This is a genomic window from Natrinema amylolyticum (assembly GCF_020515625.1).
Lineage (GTDB): Archaea > Halobacteriota > Halobacteria > Halobacteriales > Natrialbaceae > Natrinema > Natrinema amylolyticum.
In genome coordinates, this window is record NZ_JAIWPJ010000001.1 from 560,249 (window position 1) to 576,992 (window position 16,744).

Here is a 16,744-nt window from a genome sequence, read left to right on the forward strand (position 1 = left end):
GGTTCGTGACGACCACTGTGTCGAATCCAGACCGTCTCACCCCTCCCAGTTATCGCGACAGCTCTCGCTGCAGAAGGAGTGTATTCGTATCTCTCCCTCGTCTAACTGTCTCATCGTCGCAGTATGCCACTTGTTCACGTCGATACGTTCGCCGCAGCGCGCGCATTTCTCTACGGACTCGTTCGCAACATTCTGATCACCATCGTTCATGATTTTCCTCGTTGTACGGGTTATCATAGGTATCAGGCTCCGGGCCTGTTCGAAGAGACGGGCTGTTACTCCCTGACTTTCACGGGTCACACGCGGCTCCCGTCGCGCACGATGTGTTGCATATCGAACGATGTTTCGCGGTTCGAATCGTGATTCGCCGTCCGACACGTTCGTTCCGTGCGACCGTTCAACCGCCAGACACGTGCCGGAATTCACGACTTGCATCGGCGAGAGCCGCTACCGCTACAGAGATTCGAGGCGATGTTCCGAGGTCCAGCTTCGAGGGAGAGGGTAAATCCGACACGACCGTTCCCGAATCGCGCTGTCGTCTGATCGCTCGATAGTCGTGATCAACTCGAAGACCGGAAAGTGGAGCGAGAGTCTGACGGGAAGATCGCGCTCGAGATGCCCACGAGAGACGAGACGTATCAGGACCGTTCGAACGATTCCCGCGAGGGCAGAGAAACGAGCGACGTCAGGCTCCGATCGGATATCGGCGTGCTCGAAAATCAGCGATTTCAGCACACGAAACGGCAGAACAGCAGAGCCATTTCGGGCGGCTCTGCGTCGACTGCACGGGATTCAGCCGGAATCCCTCCATTACGAAACCGACTGTTTCGCTCGGTGGAAAGACGCATTCGGCGTCTCGAATCGGTTGACCCTCGAGACCGTTTATTTACTCGTCCGTCTCCGTCGGGGGTGTGACTCCGCTGTTCCGATACCGCTCCCACTGTTTCCCTCCCCAGGTGTACGCCTGTTCGGTATCGTTCAAAATAGCGCCCTTGATGTCTCCGCTGCTATCATAGATAATGATCGCGGCCTTCTGTGATGGACTTTCGATAACGAGGAGCGCAAACGGGAGTTCTGCATCGGTCACCCAGACACTGAGGTTATCGCTCTCGAACGCCGCACTGAAATCCTCCTCGTAGTTGGTCCGCAGATGATCGAACACCGGCCGCTCGAACACGAGTTCGGCCTCGAGTTCTCCGGAAACGATTTGATCGGAGAAGAGTTCGACGTAGCTCGGCAGCACGACTGGCCCGGTTCCTTTCACCGTCGACGCCTCGTCGATGACCCGTTCGATTTCGTGAACCGGTTGATTCGGAGCGTGTTTTTTCGAGATGGAGACCGCAGCACCGTCGAGGAACACGAACGGGATCTCGGTCCCTCGAGGGAGCACAGCGAGCAACCGACCGGGACGGCAGATGTCTTCGACACGACCGTGGAACTGGCGATATTGATCGAACAGGAGCTGTCCCAGTACGGTCAGTTCGTACCCCTCGTCACAGCGTCGAGCGATGTCCTGTTCTTCGAGTTCGGAGACTGCCTTGTAAGCGGTCGACCGGGAGATGTCGAGTTCGTCGCGGATGTCCCGATTATACTTCGGACCATCGATCAGGCATTCGATCACCGACGCTCGACGCAAGATCGTGTCGAGTGCCTCGTCCGTATCAAGCCCCGTGTCTGTGGTCATGCTGCCCCCTCTTCTAAACCGACGACGTTTGATCGGATAGCTGTTTTGTTGAAACCGGTATCTTTGACATTTCCCTTGCGAATAATCGCTACTGTTAATAGATTGTGGTCATCTCACGAGACCAATATCAGTCATCAACCGCTAATAAAATAGGCGACCCCCACTGGTATCTTCCTGCGGAAATCACCCGATATCGATTTCGAGTTCGGCCCCATCGTAGTCGACTTCGGTCTCCTCGTCGGCATCGATATCGACGTCGCGATCATCAGTTTCGATATCGATATCCTCGCCGTCCAGTTCGAAACCGTCGTCGTCGTAGTCGACCTCGGCATCGTCGTCGATGTCGACGTCGGTATCGTCAGTATCGACCTCGATATTGTCCCCTTCGGCCTCGAGTTCGTCGTCTTCCTCGTATTCGAAGTCGGGGTCTGGACCGTCGACCTCGAAGTCTTTATCACCGGTCGCAACATCAAAGTCCTCGTCAGCACTCGCGGTACCGACAGCGAGCCCGCTCGTGGCGACAATGATGAGCAGGGCAACCGCCAGCACTACACCGGTTCTGGGCAGTTTCGCGTTCATGGTTGAGAGTCGGTACCGAAGAGATGATGGAAGTAGTTACTTTCCCTACTCGCTTCCCCTTCGGTATCTACCTCGACGTAGGGGGCGGATCGTAGTTACATTACTGAGCCGAACATGTTTCGACGGGCGAATCATGGTTACTGGCCTCACAATAGTTGTCGGATGGGGTGCCAGTGCGATGGAGCGACCGGGTTAGTCACTGAGTCGTTTCAAACCGCTGTACGACGTGCAAATCGAGCGAACGATATCGTATCGATTTTCTTGGTCGCTCTCTCGTCACCGTCTTACCGCAAGGCAATCGCATTACTGGGCACAAACGCTGTTACTACCGCGATACTGAACTATTATATTAACGCTTTTGGTAGTATAGATAGCGGCTGAAATCCCTATCCGTCCCAAGTAACTCGAATCGATCTTCAAACGAACTATAGCGAATCCAACGACAGAATCATGCGTACCATCCAACGACGAACGGTACTCGGACAGTTCGGTGTACTAATCACAGCGGTAGCCGGTGTTACTGCCGCTCGCGCGAATTCCACCCAGAACGACGATGACACGTACGATGCGCTTGAGGAGATCAGGGACGCACTGGTCGACTTCGAAGCGGAAATCGAAGATGGAGTGGACGCCCTCGAAGAGCTGGAAGACAACCACGAGGGCTTTCAGGATGCGCCAGACTTCGATGGGACAGATAGCGGCCCCGATTTCGACGGGTTAGACGATGGCTCTGATTTCGACGGACTAGATGACGATCCCGGCTTCGATGGGTTCGACGGTGGCCCCGACTCCGAGGGAGCCAGCGACGGTACGACTGGTGACCTCGATCTGGACGATCTCGACGATGACCTCACGATAAACGGTATCCCCATCGGTCAGATGGAATCCCTCGACGAACTGAACGAATCCGTACGGGACCAATTCGAAGGAACCGTACGAATCAACGGCGTTCCCATCGGAGACGAAGAAACTGCCGCCGAAACGAGCGATGAGGAGACCGAACCGAGCAACGAAACGGTTTCAGCCTTTAATCAGTCTGATAGTCCGAACAACGGTGGTTTCGATGACGAATCCAGCTTGAACGAATCCGGAGATACCGAAGAGGATCCCGACGGCGGGAATGCGACCTTCGAAGGGGACTCCGATAGCGCTTCTGACGACCCTCCTGACGACGCTATAGAGGCGCTCGAAGACGTGAGAGACGAGCACAGGGAAGTCACCGATGTCCTCGAAGAGATCTCTACTGACAGTCGAGACGTGGTTCAGAGAGAGGTCACGAACACTCGGCAGTTACTCGACGAGGTCGGAGAAATGATCGATACGGCTGAACAGAACCTCCGGGACGAATTCGAGGCTGCAGTCGAGACGATGGAATCGATCGATGATAACGTTGAAGACCGTATCGATGAATTGGAGGACGTCATGGACGACTTCGACAGCGACGAATTCAATTCCCTTGGGTAGATCCACTCTGATACTACTCTCTTTCGTATCAGCTATGCTGCAGTGAGAGTCGATGATTCCGTCGTCGAGACTGGGAGTAATACGCAACAGGCTCTCGCTCCAACCTAAATAAGATCGTATTGCAGAGGAAAACGATTTGTTGTCGACGAGAAACCATCTTACGCCACGACGGGTCACGGTTCACCACGAATACCGGAGTACTCCGACGATCAGCTCGGTTCCGGGCTGTCGAAACTACTTGTTGTCGAGGAGCGCAGAGAGCAGTTTCCGTTTGGCTGTCCGAAGTGTTGGGCGAACGTCGGCAACGAGTGGCAAGTGTTTCCACGGCGCCTTTGGCAGCGCTCTCCCGTGGTCTGTTGAAGAGACCGTCGGTTGGTATCAGTAACATCGATACTCTCGTCGTAGTTTGAGACCTTTTCCGTTCACCAATAACTGGTTGGTACGGCTCAACGCTGCACCACACCCGGTTCTCATAATAGGGATGATTCCCTTCGGTCATACCTACTCGTTTCGGTAAGCGGTCAGTGATAGAGCGTACTCTCCCCTAGTTCGGTACTGTGCATCCGCTCCATATCCAAGTCGGGTTGGTTCCGAACCGACGAGGTCTCTTGGTAGACAGTATATAGCATACCACTGTATAGTATAGAGTAGAGCGATCATGTGTTCCAACCAAACATCGAATCACACGATGGCAGAGCGGAAAGAGTCAGGTACTCTGTCGATACACGGATCAACGCAGATACAGAACGAGCTCACATCGCTCGCGGGCGTTCTCGGTCGAAAATGGAATCTAGTCATAATCGACCGATTGCTCAGAAACGGCCCCCTCGGCTTTAGCGATCTGTTAAACGATATCGATGGTATTTCGAGTAAGGTGCTTTCCGAAAGCCTCGATGATCTGGAGGAGAGCGGATTCGTTGACCGCAATATCGTCAACGAACGTCCGGTTCGCGTCGAATACTCACTGACTCACCGTGCGGTCGCGATTGAACCGCTCATCGAGAAGGTACGCGAGGGCACACTCAGTACTGCCTGAATTCGGAACAGGAGACACGGATGATCGACCTGGATTCCCCGTCAGCAACAAAAACAAAATCAGTCGCGTGAGTGGTGGCAGTGAGAGCGATAGGGCCGAAACACAGAGAACGGAAATAACCTATCTGTCGGCCATTAGCTACAATATCGACTGGTGAACTACACGCGTTAGCGGCAACTATCCGCTCAATCGTTGATCACTCACCACCATACTGCAGTGAAAAGACGTCCTCGCCCCACCACTATCCAGAGGTATTTATATTGCACCTCAAAAATAATTCTTCTGAATTTTCTTATCCGCTGACTTCGATTACCGTCGAGGAAGTATCGCCGTCGCTGGTAGCGACATCGCCGTTCTCGTCGTCGGCCGCAACGGTGACGAGCGCGTCGTCGGTAACCGGTTCACCGTCGGACGTGAGGTACGGACTGTCCTCTTCGCCTTCGGTTTCGAGCAAGTCGAACCGTTGGTTCTCGTTCGTATCACGGTGAGTGACTGCGATCAGGGTTTCGTCGTCCGCGAGCGGTTCCTCGGATTCGACCTCGACGTTCTCAGATGCTCCCTCTTCGAGAAATTCCGAGACTCCGACGAAGCTCGTTCCAATGTTCCCTTCGAGCAGGCCGCTATCGTATATTGCCACGAATCCGCTATCGGGAAGCGTCGTGCGTTCCACTTCGACCGTCTCGCCGTCAGTCGTCTGGTTTTCGAAGTTGATGGCGGCCTGTACTGTCTCAGTCTCTTCGTCTTCGGCCTCTCCGTCATCGACCGCAATTTCTTCTTCATCTGGTTCCGCTGTGACGTTGTCCTCGTCCTCGGCCTCTTCTTCAGGCCCAACCGGTCCAGCCGGCGGCTCGGGCGGTTCGATTTCAGCGGGTTCTTCTTCGATTTCAACAGGTTCCTCGGTCACGTTCTCCTCGGCCGGTTCTTGCTCGATTTCAACGGGTCCCTCGGTCACGTTCTCCTCGGTCGGTTCTTCCTCTGCTTCTTCTTCGATCTCGGCAGGTTCCTCAGCGGCGATATCCTCACTGACGACAAGAACGAAAACACTCGCGTTCTCGACAGTCAGGTTTTCGATAGTGGCATCTTCGACAGTAACGACTCTCGGCCGGTCCTCAGCATCGGTCGGCATTTCTTCACCTGGACCTTCGGCGACTGGGTCTTCTTCACTGACGGTAACGGTAGCAGCGTCAGTCACCGGTTGGCCGTCGGGTGTCCGGTACGGAATGTCCCATTGACCGTCAGTCTCGACGAAGTCGTACTGCTGGTTGTCGTTCGTGTCGCGGTGTGGCATCGCGATCAGAGTTCTGTCGTCCGTGATCGGTTCATCGAGGGACACTTCGACATCCTCTTGTGGTCCTCTCTCGAGGAAGTCCGAGGTACCGACGACACTCCCGACGACGTTCCCTTCGAGCAGACTCCTGTCGTGAATCGTCACGAAGCCACCACTGGCCATAGTGACTTCCTGAACGACGACCTGTTCACCGACGGTCGCCTGCTCTTCGAAAGTCACGATTGCCGGTTGTGATTCGTTCTCATCGTCCTTTGTCTCCGTTCGGTCATCCTTCGTATCCAGTTTCTCTGCAGCCGATTCGTCGAACACGTCGTCACTGACGTCCGTCTGCTCGTCGACGCTTGCAGTAGCGGCTGCTCCTGCAACCATCGTTCCGCTCGAGCACAGTACCAGTAGCACTGTCAATAGGACAAGTAGCTGATTGCGTGCGTTCATGTTGTGCCGTGAAGGCACCCTTATGTCGAACCGTTTATTGATAAATCAGTACCACTATTTCGATGAGAAACAGGATAATTCCGACTCAGAAGCAACGCTCTCACCCTACTCTTCAACGCGTAAATAAACAATTGTCAGCAGATCATATCCGGTATCATCTTATTTTCACACGGCTACTTTCCCATCCGATTTTGAGGCGCCGTCTCTCATCGCTGTCGGAATAGCACGGTGAACAGCGTGCTGTCGATACACAGGAACTGCAGACTACACTCGAGTATGTCGCCGGTGACGCTGACGATACGAACGAAAACTAGCCACTGTTCCGACGGCTTCAGGCGCTCCCGCTCTTTCAGTGTGCAGTTTCCGTATTACAGCGGAGGTATCGTTTCGTCGATATCGTCGTGTTCGAGTCAGTATGCCCTCCATCCCACACGTGATACGTGAACCGTTCGGCAGACATGGTACCGGCAGCGGGTACTGGAACAGTATCGAGGACGGACGTCCCATCCTCGTCCACAGCGTTGATGTGTTCCTCGAGCACCCTCTCGAGTGTCCACGAGGAGAAGTATCTGATTAGGTAGGCGATCACCAACAACCGTCCCCGGCGATGTCGCCTCGAGCCCAGACGCTCGAGCCGACACCGTGCAAGCTACTGCGATTACATATCCTCTCTATTTAGCTAGTATATCACTTTCAACTCATATTTATGTTTTGGAGAGGTTCGATGTCGAACAAGGACGATCACCGATTCATGATTGGGTACGGAAAACTGTCGACAGCCGACGGCTGTGAACCACCCGGATCACCTTGTGGTCGATAGAGCTGTAGTCCAAATCGACAATGAGTGCTATTTCCCCTGCATATTTATTAATTAATAAATATATGGGTAGGAAACTGCATTCAAAACGCACGAAAACACTTCTTGGGATATTCTCGAGTGAACTCAAGGAGAAACACGCTGTCGAAAAAGTCGCTTTTTCGTCGATTCAGTACCACGGCTCACTGTACTCCATCGCCACGATCTCCGATTTCGATACGAAACATAATCGGACGCTGTCAAACATCTATTTCAGGATATAGATCAACACATCTACCAGCTTAGAAACTGTTTTGTAATGCTGGTCCAGCAACCGCCGGAACATGGTTTCAGAGCTACGCATATTGCTGGAGCAGCTAATCAGAACAATGGCGTTCCGGCGGCAACTGCACGACGTTCCGGTCGTGATCTATCGGTCAAACATGTGGCACAGGAGAGGTATTTTCCGCGAAACCAGTCTCCAATCCATCTCTGTCATGCATTCTATTGCTCCTCTTTTTAGTAAGTTAGTTATACTCTCTCCATCTCTTCCCACAGTCCGTACACTTAAAGAATCTCGTCGGCGGTTCGTCGGCCGAGGCGGTCTGTTTGAGGGTATACCACGCTTCCTCGGCACCGCACTCGTCGCAGATGACGTCCGTCGCCTTCGGTTTGCCCTCGAAGTTCGCCTCCTCGCTGGACTCGATTACATCACCGTCGGTCTGGGACTCCGTCGTAACGAAGGCGTCTTCCTGCTCGCGGTCTCGCTCGTTCGAGGCCCCACAGCCGTCGTTCGTACAGACCATGCGATCGCCCCGCGCTTTCATCATCGAACCGCAGTCGTCACAGAATTGCATATCGGTGGTGTACGGACTCGGCACGCAAAAACACTCCAGTCGGTCGCCGTCGCTGTCGGGCTAGTCCTCGCCCTCGAGCGAGTCGGCGAGCGCGAACGGACAGTCCGCGACTCGGAACGTCGTCATCGTCGGGACGGCGAGGATTTCGGCGTCCTCGTGATCGCAGGCGACCGCGGGCGGGTCAGTGAAGTGGTCACATCCCTGGCAGTAGGACCGCTTGTCTATCTCACGGATCTCTCGATCGTCCGGAGCGGACGTGGCACCTGGACCGTCCGGACTGAGTACAGCGTCTGGACCGTCCGCCTCGAGTCGCTTCCAGAGGCGATCGCCGTCGATCTCGACGCTCTCTCGCCGGTCGAACAGGTCGTCGAAATCGGGCGCGCTCGAGCGCGAACGGGCCGACTCGTCCGTTCTCTCGATGCTCGCAGCCAGATCGGCGAGCGGCTCCGATCGATCGCTCTCATCGCGGGCGGGATCGGTGTCGCCATCGGTCGGTGAGCCGCCGGTCTCGTCGTGCGTGAACCCGACACCGTCCTCGTCGGTCGAACGCGGTCGATCGGTCATCGACTCGCCCCACCGAGATCGGGCTGGCGAATCCGGGAGTCGGTGTCGTCCGCGGCTTCGGTCTCCGCCTCGACGGCCCCGAAGATCGCGTCCGGCGGCGATTCGTCCGCCGATTCGACGCGTCCCTCGAGCGCCGGCGGTTCCCCGGTCACGAGTCGGTGGGTGCCGAAGATCGACGATCGCTCCTCGACGTCGGTGAAGCCGCTGGCACAGTAGAGACACTCGGGAGCGGTCAGCAACGCGATATCGACGCTCGCGGAACAGTCCGCACACGCCGCCGTTCGGATTCCGAGGCGGTTCGATGCCAGCTTGAGGTCGTCCGTCGCCGCCCGATTGCGCTTCCGGGTGGCGCGCTCGTCGCGGTGCTCGCGGAGATCGACGACGGCCCGAGCGAGCAGCGCCGACCGGTCAGCGAGCGCGTCGGTCTCCGCAATGAGATCCTCGAGAACGGTCTCGAAGTTGTCGAACCCGTCGTCGAGGGTCCGCTCGAGGGCGGCGAGCTCCCCGCGGAGGGCCGCCAGATCGTCGTCGGTCGGGTGGTCGGGATGGTCGTGCTCCGCGGGAGCCTTCTCGTTGGCGTCGCGTTTGACTTCCACGATCCGGTCGCGCACGTCCTCGAGGAGGGCAGTGAACTCCTCGCGCTGGGCCTCGAGTTGCCCCCGTAGCGCGATGAGATCGTCGCGATCGGTGAGTTCGAGATCGTCGTCGGTCGCGACGCGCTGTGCGGCAGTCACCAGCCGACAGAGATCGTCGCGCGTCTCGCCGCGCCGAGCCGCTTCTTCGGCCACCCAATCGTCGACCTCGGCGGAGAGTGCAAACGAGACGCCGCCATCGTCGCGATCCTGGCTCGACATCTGCCCGTAGTAGGGATATCGGACGGATAAGGCTTGGTTCGGACTCAATCACTGAGTTCGCCGATCGGAACTGTGGGTCGCGGCTCAGCGAATCTTGCGCACGTTACTGATATCGAAGCCGCCGTCGTGGATCTCGGTCTCGAACCGGACGATATCCTCGTCCTCGAGCCGGGAGAGCACGCCGCGGAACTGTTCGACGACCAGCGTGCGGGCGCGCTCCGAGCCGCCGCTCTCCCACTCGAACAGCAGAGTCCCGTCGGTGGCCTCCTTGAGCCGCCCCAGCTCAGTCGGCCCGAGCAGTTCGGAGTTGACCAGCAGGAGGATCACGCCGCCCCAGCGGTGAGACGCGCGCTTGAGCCCCTTCAGTAGGACGGTTAAGTCCGACCAACCGAGCCGGTCGTCGGCCGCTGCGACCAGATCCGTCACCGAGTCGATCACGACGAGGTTCCCCGTCGCGTGCTCGGTCAGGTACTCCCCCAGCGCCTCGAGGACGTCGGTGCGCTCGTTGTGACTCCCGAGTTCGGTGATGTCGGCCATGCCGTCGGCGTACCAGTCCGTCGGAACCGGTGTCAGCTGGAAGTACTCCTCGGCGAACTCGACGAACCGAACGTCGTCCATCCCGGCATCGACGAGGTCGTCGTCCATGACGAACGCCATCTCGTCGACCACGGCGCGTCGTTCATCCGTAAACGAGACGTAGTGGACCATCTCGGGGACCGTCACGTCCGACTCGAGGTCGCCGTAGTAGAGGTCGAACAGCTCGGGGTCGGTATCGACGAGACCGTTCATGGCGGCGCTCGTATAGCAGAACTCGCGTGCGCCCGCACCGGATTCGCCTGCGAGGAGGACGACGCTCCCGGCGGGTGCGCCGCCGCCGATCATCCGGTCGAGCCGCGAGATTCCGAGCGGCATCCGCTCCATACGGGTTCGTTCCCACCGAGCGGTTTACGTATTGTGGCAGTCGTTCGGATCAATGGGACGATCTCACCCCCGTCTCACGGGTGCGTCGCACCCGTTCGACTGTTCGCGGAACATCCGGTTTCCGTTCCCGCTCACTCCGACTCTGCACGCGCCACTGCCCGTTTCTACCTATAGTAGCCACTGAAAGTCATTGCACATCTGATCGCACGACAGCGTTGCGATCAGTATGTAAATCGTTTCAGTGGCTACTATAGCGTCGCTACCGTTGGTCGCTGACCGTCCGAACTCGAGCGCCCGTCTCCGCCGCTTCCGCGAGAATAACTCGCCCCTCGAGTCCGCGGTCCGCGAGTGCATCCCGAGCCGCAGCTTCGGCCTCGTCGGCGTGGACGGTATCGGTCACGCCGTAGACGACCGGACCCCACGACGACTGACCGACGCCCGAGAGGACCTGACACTCCTCGAGCGCTTCGACGAGCTCGCCCGCGGGCGGTCGGAAGACCCCGCCCTGCGCGTCGGCGTACCAGGCACCGTTCTTGCGGCCGATTTCGGCGACGGCCTCGCCGAAGGGCTCGAGGCGGCCGGCGGCGGCGGCCGGCAGCAGTTTGCGAGTGACGACGCCGGCGAGTTCGTCGGCGATGGCGGGATCGGCGCGTTCGACGACGGCGCGCATGCTCGCGTCCTCGTCGTCGCCGCTACGGCCGGGCTCGGCGTCCGGAACGACGACCAGAAACCGCCACTCGGGGGGTAGGTCGTGGCGGGCGACGACCGGCGGCACCGTCCAGTCGCCCTCCGCCGGCGGCTCGGTCGTGAACCGGTTGGTCGGATGGCCGGCGTCGACGACGAAGCCGCCGTCCTCGAAGGTCGCGACGCCGACGCCGCTGCGACCGCCCCGCCCCATCGCCGGCGCACGGTCGCGGATCCGCGGCTCGAGGCCGTGCGCTCGCGCCGTCGCCGTGAGCACGGCGAGCGCGAGCTGGGTCCCGCTGCCGAGCCCGACGTGGCGGGGCAACCGCTCTTCGATCGAGACCGCGACGCCGGAAACGTCGAGGATGTCCGTCGCGCGATCGGCGTACTCCCGGACCAGACGGTCGGCGGCGTCGACGCTCTCGGCCGGCTCGGCGGTGACGGTGACTCGCGGCTCCGCGAGCCCGATACCGATACCGCCGTAGAGTCGCTCGCGAGCGAGCGAGAGGTTCTGGAAGCCGACGTGGAGGCGCGCACCTGCGCTGACGGTCGCCATGTCGCGGCGTACGGGGACCGCCGTCAAGGGGATTTCGACGGTGGCAAGGCGAGGAGACGACGCTGCCGGGATGCGGTTCGGCGGAACCGACCGCCGCTGTGACGATCAGTACGGCGCGTAAAACACCCACCCCTCCGGCGGTACCGAGACCTCGACCCAACCGTTGTCGTCGACTGTGACGTCGTCGGCGGTACCGCTGTAGTCGTTGAGCGGCTCGTCGCTCCAGGTCGTGTACACCCACTCGCTGCGCCAGTCATCGGTGTCGTTGTTGAGCCCGACGAGCAGGTTGTTTTCTCGCTCGTAGATCGCGAGGTCGGCGTCGGTGTGCCGCCAGTGGGTCGCTCCGCCGGCGAGGTTCGTCTTCACCCACACCATGTTGGTGATCGCGTCGTCGTCGAGGATCTCGTCCGGATACAAATTGTACACCATCGGCGTCCCCTCGATCGTGAGAGCGTGAGCGTGTGCGAGGTGGTACTGCGGCGGCGCGCCCTCGTCGTGATTCTGGACGAACGGCCAGGCGTGCCACGGGTCCTGGGCCGTGACGCCCGCCCCCTCGAGTCGGCTCATATCGCCGTAGTCGAAGACCTCGTTCGTCACGAAGTACAGCGGGTAGTCGAAGGCGTCCATGCCGGTGTCGACGTAATTCTGCACGTAGTCGACGCCGCCGTCGAACACCTCGCCGACGCGGTTCATGTCGAACTCGTCGGCCCAGGCGTTGGCGTACCGGTCCCAGAACTCCGCCTCGACGTGCTTGACCGCGTCGTACCGGTAGCCGTCCGCACCGAAACTCGCGATCTTTGCCATGTAATCGTAGAGTTGCTCGCGGACGTACGGCGCGGTGTCCTCGTGGCCGTGGGTCTCGAGTTGCGCGAGGTCCTTCAGTCCGAGGAGGTTGCCGTGTTCGACCTGATGCTCGTCGTCCCAGTCGTCGATCGACCCGACGTCGGTGTGGAAGTGTTCCTCGTCGAACTGCGGGAAATCATAGCCGCGGTCGGCGGCCATGTGGTTCATCACGCAGTCGACGTACACCTCGAGGCCGCGCTCGTGTGCGGTATCGATGAGTCGCTGCAGGTCGCCTTCGGTGCCGAACTCGCTGTCGAACGAGCGGAAGTCGACCGGCTGATAGCCGAGCGGCGGATCGTTTCGGCCGTCCCGCTCCTCCCACGTCAGTTCGCTCTCTTGGGGTGCCTGAATCCAGACGCCGTCGTAGCCGCGGTCGGCGACCCGCGAGAGATCATCCGTGATCGTCGGCCACGTCTCGTGGAAGTACTGAAAGAAGACCCGCTCCCCCGCAGCCGCTGCCGGCGAGGCAGCCCCCGCACCGGCGAGGGAAAGTCCGGCGATCGCGGCTCCCCGGACGAGGGTCCGTCTGCTGATCGTTCTCTCGGTGTTCTGCTCAGAAGATCGGTTGGTATTCCCTGCCATTCAATCGTGAAGTACTATTTCCTCACAAATATATCTAGGGTGAATAACCGTTGTACTTATATGGGAAAAATATCGGCAATAGAGACGTTATCGCGGCGTATTCGCGAGGGATTACGTCTCCATTGGATTGTCGGACGGATCAGTGACAGAGAGCGACGCAGTTCAGCAGGGCACAGCGATTTTATCGCTCGCACCAGTCGCCGTACCGGACCATCCACATGACACTCGTCCGACGGGTGAGCGTCGAACTCGAGCCGTTCGGACGACGATCCCCATCGACCCGGCGAACGTGTTCGTCCGCCTCGAACTCCCGCGAACGATTGACCGAGAAAGGGTAACTTATACCCTTTCGAATCGAGGTTCGACCATGAGCAGCGACGACGAGTTCGACTACGGAAAAGACGAGCAGTTGCGGAGCCGCGAAGTGACGGAGGGGCCGGACAAGGCCCCCCACCGAGCGATGTTCCGTGCGATGGGGTTCGACGACGAGGACTTCGGATCGCCGATGATCGGCGTCCCGAATCCGGCGGCCGACATCACGCCGTGTAACGTCCACCTCGACGACGTCGCCGACGCCGCACTCGAGGGCGTCGACGAGTCCGGCGGCATGCCCATCGAGTTCGGGACGATCACGATCTCCGACGCCATCTCGATGGGGACCGAGGGGATGAAGGCCTCGCTGATCTCTCGAGAGCTCATCGCCGACTCCGTCGAACTCGTCTCCTTCGGCGAGCGCATGGACGGGCTGGTGACGATCGGTGGCTGCGACAAGAACATGCCCGGCATGATGATGGCCGCCATCCGGACTGATCTGCCCAGCGTTTTCCTCTACGGCGGCTCGATCATGCCCGGCGAGCATGAGGGCCGAGAGATCACCGTCCAGAACCTCTTCGAGGGGGTCGGTGCCGTCGCGGACGGCGAGATGTCCGGCGAGGAACTCGACGAGATGGAGCGCAACGCCTGTCCCGGTGCGGGCTCCTGTGGTGGCATGTTCACTGCCAACACGATGGCCTCGATCTCGGAGGCGCTCGGATTCGCGCCGCTGGGCAGCGCCAGCCCGCCGGCCGAGGACGAGTCGCGATACGACGTCGCCCGAGAGGCCGGCGAGATCGCCGTCGAGGCCGTCGAGGCGCAGCGCAAACCCTCCGACTTCCTCTCGAAGGAGTCGTTCGAGAACGCCATCGCCCTGCAGGTCGCCGTCGGCGGCTCGACCAACGCCGTCCTCCACCTGCTGGCGATGGCCGCCGAGGCCGGCGTCGACCTCTCCATCGAGGAGTTCGACGAGATCAGCCGTCGCACCCCGAAGATCGCAGACCTCCAGCCGGGCGGCTCGCGAGTGATGAACGACCTCCACGAGGTCGGCGGCGTCCCGGTCGTTCTGAACGCCCTCTACGAAGCGGATCTGCTCCACGGCGACGCGCTGACTGTGACGGGTAACACGATCGGCGAGGAACTCGAGCGGATCGATCCGCCGACGATCGAGGAACTCGACGTAGACTTCCTCTACACCGTCGACGAACCGAAAAACAAACAGGGTGCCATCCGCATCCTGACGGGCAATCTCGCGCCCGGCGGCTCGGTCCTCAAGGTCACCGGCGACGACGAACTCCACCACGAAGGACCCGTCCGCGTCTTCGAGGACGAGGAAAACGCCATGGCGTACGTCCAGGAGGGACACGTCGAGAGCGGCGACGTGATCGTCATCCGCAACGAGGGGCCACAGGGCGGGCCCGGAATGCGCGAGATGCTAGGCGTCACCTCGGCCGTCGCCGGCCAGGGTCACGCGGAAGACGTCGCGCTCATCACCGACGGTCGCTTCTCCGGCGCGACGCGCGGGTTCTCGATCGGCCACGTCGCCCCCGAGGCGTTCGCCGGCGGCCCCATCGGTCTCATCGAGGACGGCGACGTGATCACCATCGACATCGCCGAGCGCACCCTCGAGGTCGACCTCGACGAGGACGAACTCGCGGCCCGCCGCGAGGAGTGGGAACAGCCCGAACCCAACTACGAGAACGGCGTGCTGGCGAAGTTCGGCCGCGCCTTCGGCTCGGCGGCCAACGGTGCCGTGACCAACCCCGGCGTCAAAGAGGACTAATCGACGGGCGCGTCTCCCGGTCCCACTTCACTCGCTCACGGGAGACGGCCTCAGGATAGCACTCCCTTCGATTTCCTGCACGAGTCTTTCCCGGCTTTGTGACCGACTACCAGATAGACGGATATGTGTAAATACTGCCTCGAGTGTGACTGGCAGATCAGTACCGACGACGGCTACACGGAAAAGGAGGTGTCGGAGAAGGCGATCGAACACTTCGTCGAGACGGGGCACACGGTCGATTCGCTGCGGCTGCCGCCGCCGGCGGCCGTCCTCGAGAACTAACCCGTAACCGGGCCAGATGAGACGCGGGCTCTCCTCTCGAACCGACTCTCCTCCGTTTCTCAGTCCCCTCGTCGCTCGAGGATCCGATCGATGATCAGCCGCGTCGAGAGCAGTTGCTCGTTGTCGCCTACTTCTCGAGCGCTCGCCCGGCGAACCTCGCAGTCGATCCCGCGACGCTCGAGTTCCGACCGGATCGCCTCGTCGTCGTGGTGCTGGTCGTGACCGAGCGCGATCACGTCGGGATCGATTTCCTCGATCGGGACGAAGATGTCCTCTTCGTGCCCGAGCAGGGCCTCGTCGACGGCCGCGAGCGCGTCGACCACGTCGCGGCGCTGGGTGGCCGGACAGATCGGTGCCTCCTTGTGATCGACGTTGGTCTTGCGGGCGACGATGACGTGGAGTTCGTCGCCCATCGCGGCGGCCTCCTCCAGATAGTGGACGTGGCCGGGGTGGAGGATGTCGAAGGTCCCCTGGGCGATGACGGTCCGCGTCACGCGTCGGTCCCCCTCGCTGTCGCCGCCGGCGGTTTCTGCGCCGATCCCATCGTCCTCGGTCCGGTAGTCGCTGGTGGCATCGTCTCGAGCATAGCGGGCCTCATCGTCGCAGTTCCTCGTCGATATCCGCCTGCGTGAAATCGAAGAAGTCCTCGGTGTCGGGCAAGTCCACGTCGATGACGTTCAGGGTGGTCGGCTCCCCCTTCGAATCGAACGCCTTCCAGTCGGTCCGGCGGTAGGGTGCCCCGATGATGACGTGGACGCTCCCGCGGCCGAACGTGTCCAGATCCGCGTTACTGGGCTTGATCACGCCGTTAGGATGGGAGTGAATGCTCCCCAGCGCCTTCACGTCGTTCGGAATCTGGTTCGTCTTGACGGTCGCGCTGACGCTGTTGGTCTCGGTGCCGGGCACCACGAGAATGTCCGTGATGACCAGCCCGTCCCGATCCAGATCCAGGCGATCTGCCTCGGTCCCCCGGAGAAATCCCATGTACTCGTTCGGGTGTGTCTCCTCGGAGGACTCGAGGGCGAACTCGAGGGTCTCCTCGGCGATGCCGAGGATCTCGCTCGAGCGAAACAGCGCGTCGAACAGCCCCATATCCCCACGTGCGGCCTTGCGGTTGCTAAACGTTCCGATGCATCGGTTCGTCTCGAGCGCCACGCAGTGAAGGAACGCTCTGGGCCCTGTCTCCCCCGAGTGAGATACCCCGTCGTCTCCCGATGCATCGAT

The 16,744-nt window shown here is 60.0% G+C and carries 17 protein-coding genes; 5 read left to right on the plus strand and 12 right to left on the minus strand.

The annotated features are described in order from the left end of the window. Positions 1–36: 36 nt before the first annotated feature. The 3 genes from LDH66_RS23210 to LDH66_RS02850 all read right to left on the minus strand — a co-directional run bounded on the left by LDH66_RS23210 (position 37) and on the right by LDH66_RS02850 (position 2,263). Positions 37–435 (minus strand): DUF7576 family protein, encoded by a 399-nt coding sequence (locus tag LDH66_RS23210; protein WP_425492881.1) that lies wholly within the window; start codon positions 433–435, stop codon positions 37–39. Positions 436–886: 451 nt separating this feature from the next. Further along, entirely contained in the window at positions 887–1,684 is a 798-nt protein-coding gene (locus LDH66_RS02845) for a helix-turn-helix transcriptional regulator (RefSeq protein WP_226479562.1), read from the minus strand. Between the two features lie 183 nt (positions 1,685–1,867). Next, positions 1,868–2,263, minus strand: a complete 396-nt coding sequence (locus LDH66_RS02850; protein ID WP_226479563.1) for a hypothetical protein — start codon at positions 2,261–2,263, stop codon at positions 1,868–1,870. Positions 2,264–2,887: 624 nt separating this feature from the next. On the opposite strand from LDH66_RS02850, the gene LDH66_RS02855 reads away from it, so the two are divergent. Together LDH66_RS02855 and LDH66_RS02860 are read left to right on the plus strand one after the other, a co-directional pair. Then, positions 2,888–3,727, plus strand: coding sequence for a hypothetical protein (locus LDH66_RS02855; RefSeq protein WP_226479564.1), 840 nt, complete (start codon positions 2,888–2,890; stop codon positions 3,725–3,727). A gap of 688 nt (positions 3,728–4,415) precedes the next feature. Beyond that, positions 4,416–4,763, plus strand: coding sequence for a winged helix-turn-helix transcriptional regulator (locus tag LDH66_RS02860; RefSeq protein ID WP_226479565.1), 348 nt, complete (start codon positions 4,416–4,418; stop codon positions 4,761–4,763). 292 nt (positions 4,764–5,055) lie between these two features. Here the strand turns inward: LDH66_RS02860 and LDH66_RS02865 are convergent, their stop codons facing one another. The 6 genes from LDH66_RS02865 to LDH66_RS02890 form a co-directional block, all read right to left on the minus strand. Then, positions 5,056–6,420 carry a DUF7282 domain-containing protein gene (locus LDH66_RS02865; protein ID WP_226479566.1) on the minus strand — a complete coding sequence of 455 codons (1,365 nt, stop codon included), beginning with the start codon at positions 6,418–6,420 and terminating at the stop codon, positions 5,056–5,058. 1,389 nt (positions 6,421–7,809) lie between these two features. Beyond that, positions 7,810–8,139 (minus strand): transcription factor S, encoded by a 330-nt coding sequence (locus LDH66_RS02870; protein ID WP_226479567.1) that lies wholly within the window; start codon positions 8,137–8,139, stop codon positions 7,810–7,812. Positions 8,140–8,199: 60 nt separating this feature from the next. Continuing rightward, positions 8,200–8,703 carry a DUF8135 domain-containing protein gene (locus LDH66_RS02875; protein ID WP_226479568.1) on the minus strand — a complete coding sequence of 168 codons (504 nt, stop codon included), beginning with the start codon at positions 8,701–8,703 and terminating at the stop codon, positions 8,200–8,202. After that, complete coding sequence (locus LDH66_RS02880) at positions 8,700–9,557, minus strand: hypothetical protein (RefSeq protein ID WP_226479569.1); 858 nt, start codon at positions 9,555–9,557, stop codon at positions 8,700–8,702. Before LDH66_RS02880 ends, LDH66_RS02875 begins: the two co-directional genes overlap by 4 nt. An 84-nt stretch (positions 9,558–9,641) precedes the next feature. After that, positions 9,642–10,478: an RAD55 family ATPase gene (locus LDH66_RS02885; RefSeq protein WP_226479570.1), complete on the minus strand. Its 837-nt coding sequence runs from the start codon at positions 10,476–10,478 to the stop codon at positions 9,642–9,644. Positions 10,479–10,737: 259 nt separating this feature from the next. Continuing rightward, positions 10,738–11,718: a beta-ribofuranosylaminobenzene 5'-phosphate synthase family protein gene (locus LDH66_RS02890; RefSeq protein WP_226479571.1), complete on the minus strand. Its 981-nt coding sequence runs from the start codon at positions 11,716–11,718 to the stop codon at positions 10,738–10,740. Between LDH66_RS02890 and LDH66_RS22855 the strand changes: the two genes are divergently transcribed. Beyond that, complete coding sequence (locus LDH66_RS22855; RefSeq protein ID WP_264182121.1) at positions 11,717–11,839, plus strand: hypothetical protein; 123 nt, start codon at positions 11,717–11,719, stop codon at positions 11,837–11,839. The genes LDH66_RS02890 and LDH66_RS22855 overlap by 2 nt on opposite strands. Here LDH66_RS22855 and LDH66_RS02895 read toward each other — a convergent pair. Then, on the minus strand, positions 11,824–13,143 hold the full coding sequence (locus tag LDH66_RS02895; RefSeq protein ID WP_226479572.1) for an alpha-amylase domain-containing protein: 1,320 nt from the start codon (positions 13,141–13,143) through the stop codon (positions 11,824–11,826). The two genes, LDH66_RS22855 and LDH66_RS02895, sit on opposite strands and share 16 nt — an antisense overlap. A 367-nt stretch (positions 13,144–13,510) precedes the next feature. On the opposite strand from LDH66_RS02895, the gene ilvD reads away from it, so the two are divergent. Next, positions 13,511–15,238 (plus strand): dihydroxy-acid dehydratase, encoded by a 1,728-nt coding sequence (gene ilvD, locus LDH66_RS02900; RefSeq protein ID WP_226479573.1) that lies wholly within the window; start codon positions 13,511–13,513, stop codon positions 15,236–15,238. Between the two features lie 123 nt (positions 15,239–15,361). Continuing rightward, the gene (locus LDH66_RS02905; protein ID WP_226479574.1) at positions 15,362–15,520 is read left to right on the plus strand and encodes a hypothetical protein; all 159 of its coding nucleotides are present in this window, start codon (positions 15,362–15,364) and stop codon (positions 15,518–15,520) included. A 59-nt stretch (positions 15,521–15,579) separates the two neighbouring features. Here LDH66_RS02905 and LDH66_RS02910 read toward each other — a convergent pair whose 3' ends face one another. Both LDH66_RS02910 and LDH66_RS02915 read right to left on the minus strand, forming a co-directional pair. Next, complete coding sequence (locus LDH66_RS02910; RefSeq protein ID WP_226479575.1) at positions 15,580–16,014, minus strand: FAD synthase family protein; 435 nt, start codon at positions 16,012–16,014, stop codon at positions 15,580–15,582. A gap of 100 nt (positions 16,015–16,114) precedes the next feature. Beyond that, positions 16,115–16,612, minus strand: coding sequence for a Mov34/MPN/PAD-1 family protein (locus LDH66_RS02915; RefSeq protein WP_226479576.1), 498 nt, complete (start codon positions 16,610–16,612; stop codon positions 16,115–16,117). Positions 16,613–16,744 lie beyond the last annotated feature (132 nt).

Bases quoted from the DNA above. Each gene is read 5' to 3' on its own strand.
- LDH66_RS02915 (WP_226479576.1), bottom strand. From the start codon at position 16,612: ATGGGGCTGTTCGACGCGCTGTTTCGCTCGAGCGAGATCCTCGGCATC.
- LDH66_RS22855 (WP_264182121.1), top strand. From the start codon at position 11,717: ATGTCGCGGCGTACGGGGACCGCCGTCAAGGGGATTTCGACGGTGGCA.
- LDH66_RS02890 (WP_226479571.1), bottom strand. From the start codon at position 11,718: ATGGCGACCGTCAGCGCAGGTGCGCGCCTCCACGTCGGCTTCCAGAAC.
- LDH66_RS23210 (WP_425492881.1), bottom strand. From the start codon at position 435: ATGCAAGTCGTGAATTCCGGCACGTGTCTGGCGGTTGAACGGTCGCAC.
- LDH66_RS02875 (WP_226479568.1), bottom strand. From the start codon at position 8,703: ATGACCGATCGACCGCGTTCGACCGACGAGGACGGTGTCGGGTTCACG.
- LDH66_RS02860 (WP_226479565.1), top strand. From the start codon at position 4,416: ATGGCAGAGCGGAAAGAGTCAGGTACTCTGTCGATACACGGATCAACG.
- LDH66_RS02850 (WP_226479563.1), bottom strand. From the start codon at position 2,263: ATGAACGCGAAACTGCCCAGAACCGGTGTAGTGCTGGCGGTTGCCCTG.
- LDH66_RS02845 (WP_226479562.1), bottom strand. From the start codon at position 1,684: ATGACCACAGACACGGGGCTTGATACGGACGAGGCACTCGACACGATC.
- LDH66_RS02895 (WP_226479572.1), bottom strand. From the start codon at position 13,143: ATGGCAGGGAATACCAACCGATCTTCTGAGCAGAACACCGAGAGAACG.
- LDH66_RS02880 (WP_226479569.1), bottom strand. From the start codon at position 9,557: ATGTCGAGCCAGGATCGCGACGATGGCGGCGTCTCGTTTGCACTCTCC.
- LDH66_RS02885 (WP_226479570.1), bottom strand. From the start codon at position 10,478: ATGGAGCGGATGCCGCTCGGAATCTCGCGGCTCGACCGGATGATCGGC.
- LDH66_RS02870 (WP_226479567.1), bottom strand. From the start codon at position 8,139: ATGCAATTCTGTGACGACTGCGGTTCGATGATGAAAGCGCGGGGCGAT.
- LDH66_RS02905 (WP_226479574.1), top strand. From the start codon at position 15,362: ATGTGTAAATACTGCCTCGAGTGTGACTGGCAGATCAGTACCGACGAC.
- LDH66_RS02865 (WP_226479566.1), bottom strand. From the start codon at position 6,420: ATGGTTGCAGGAGCAGCCGCTACTGCAAGCGTCGACGAGCAGACGGAC.
- ilvD (WP_226479573.1), top strand. From the start codon at position 13,511: ATGAGCAGCGACGACGAGTTCGACTACGGAAAAGACGAGCAGTTGCGG.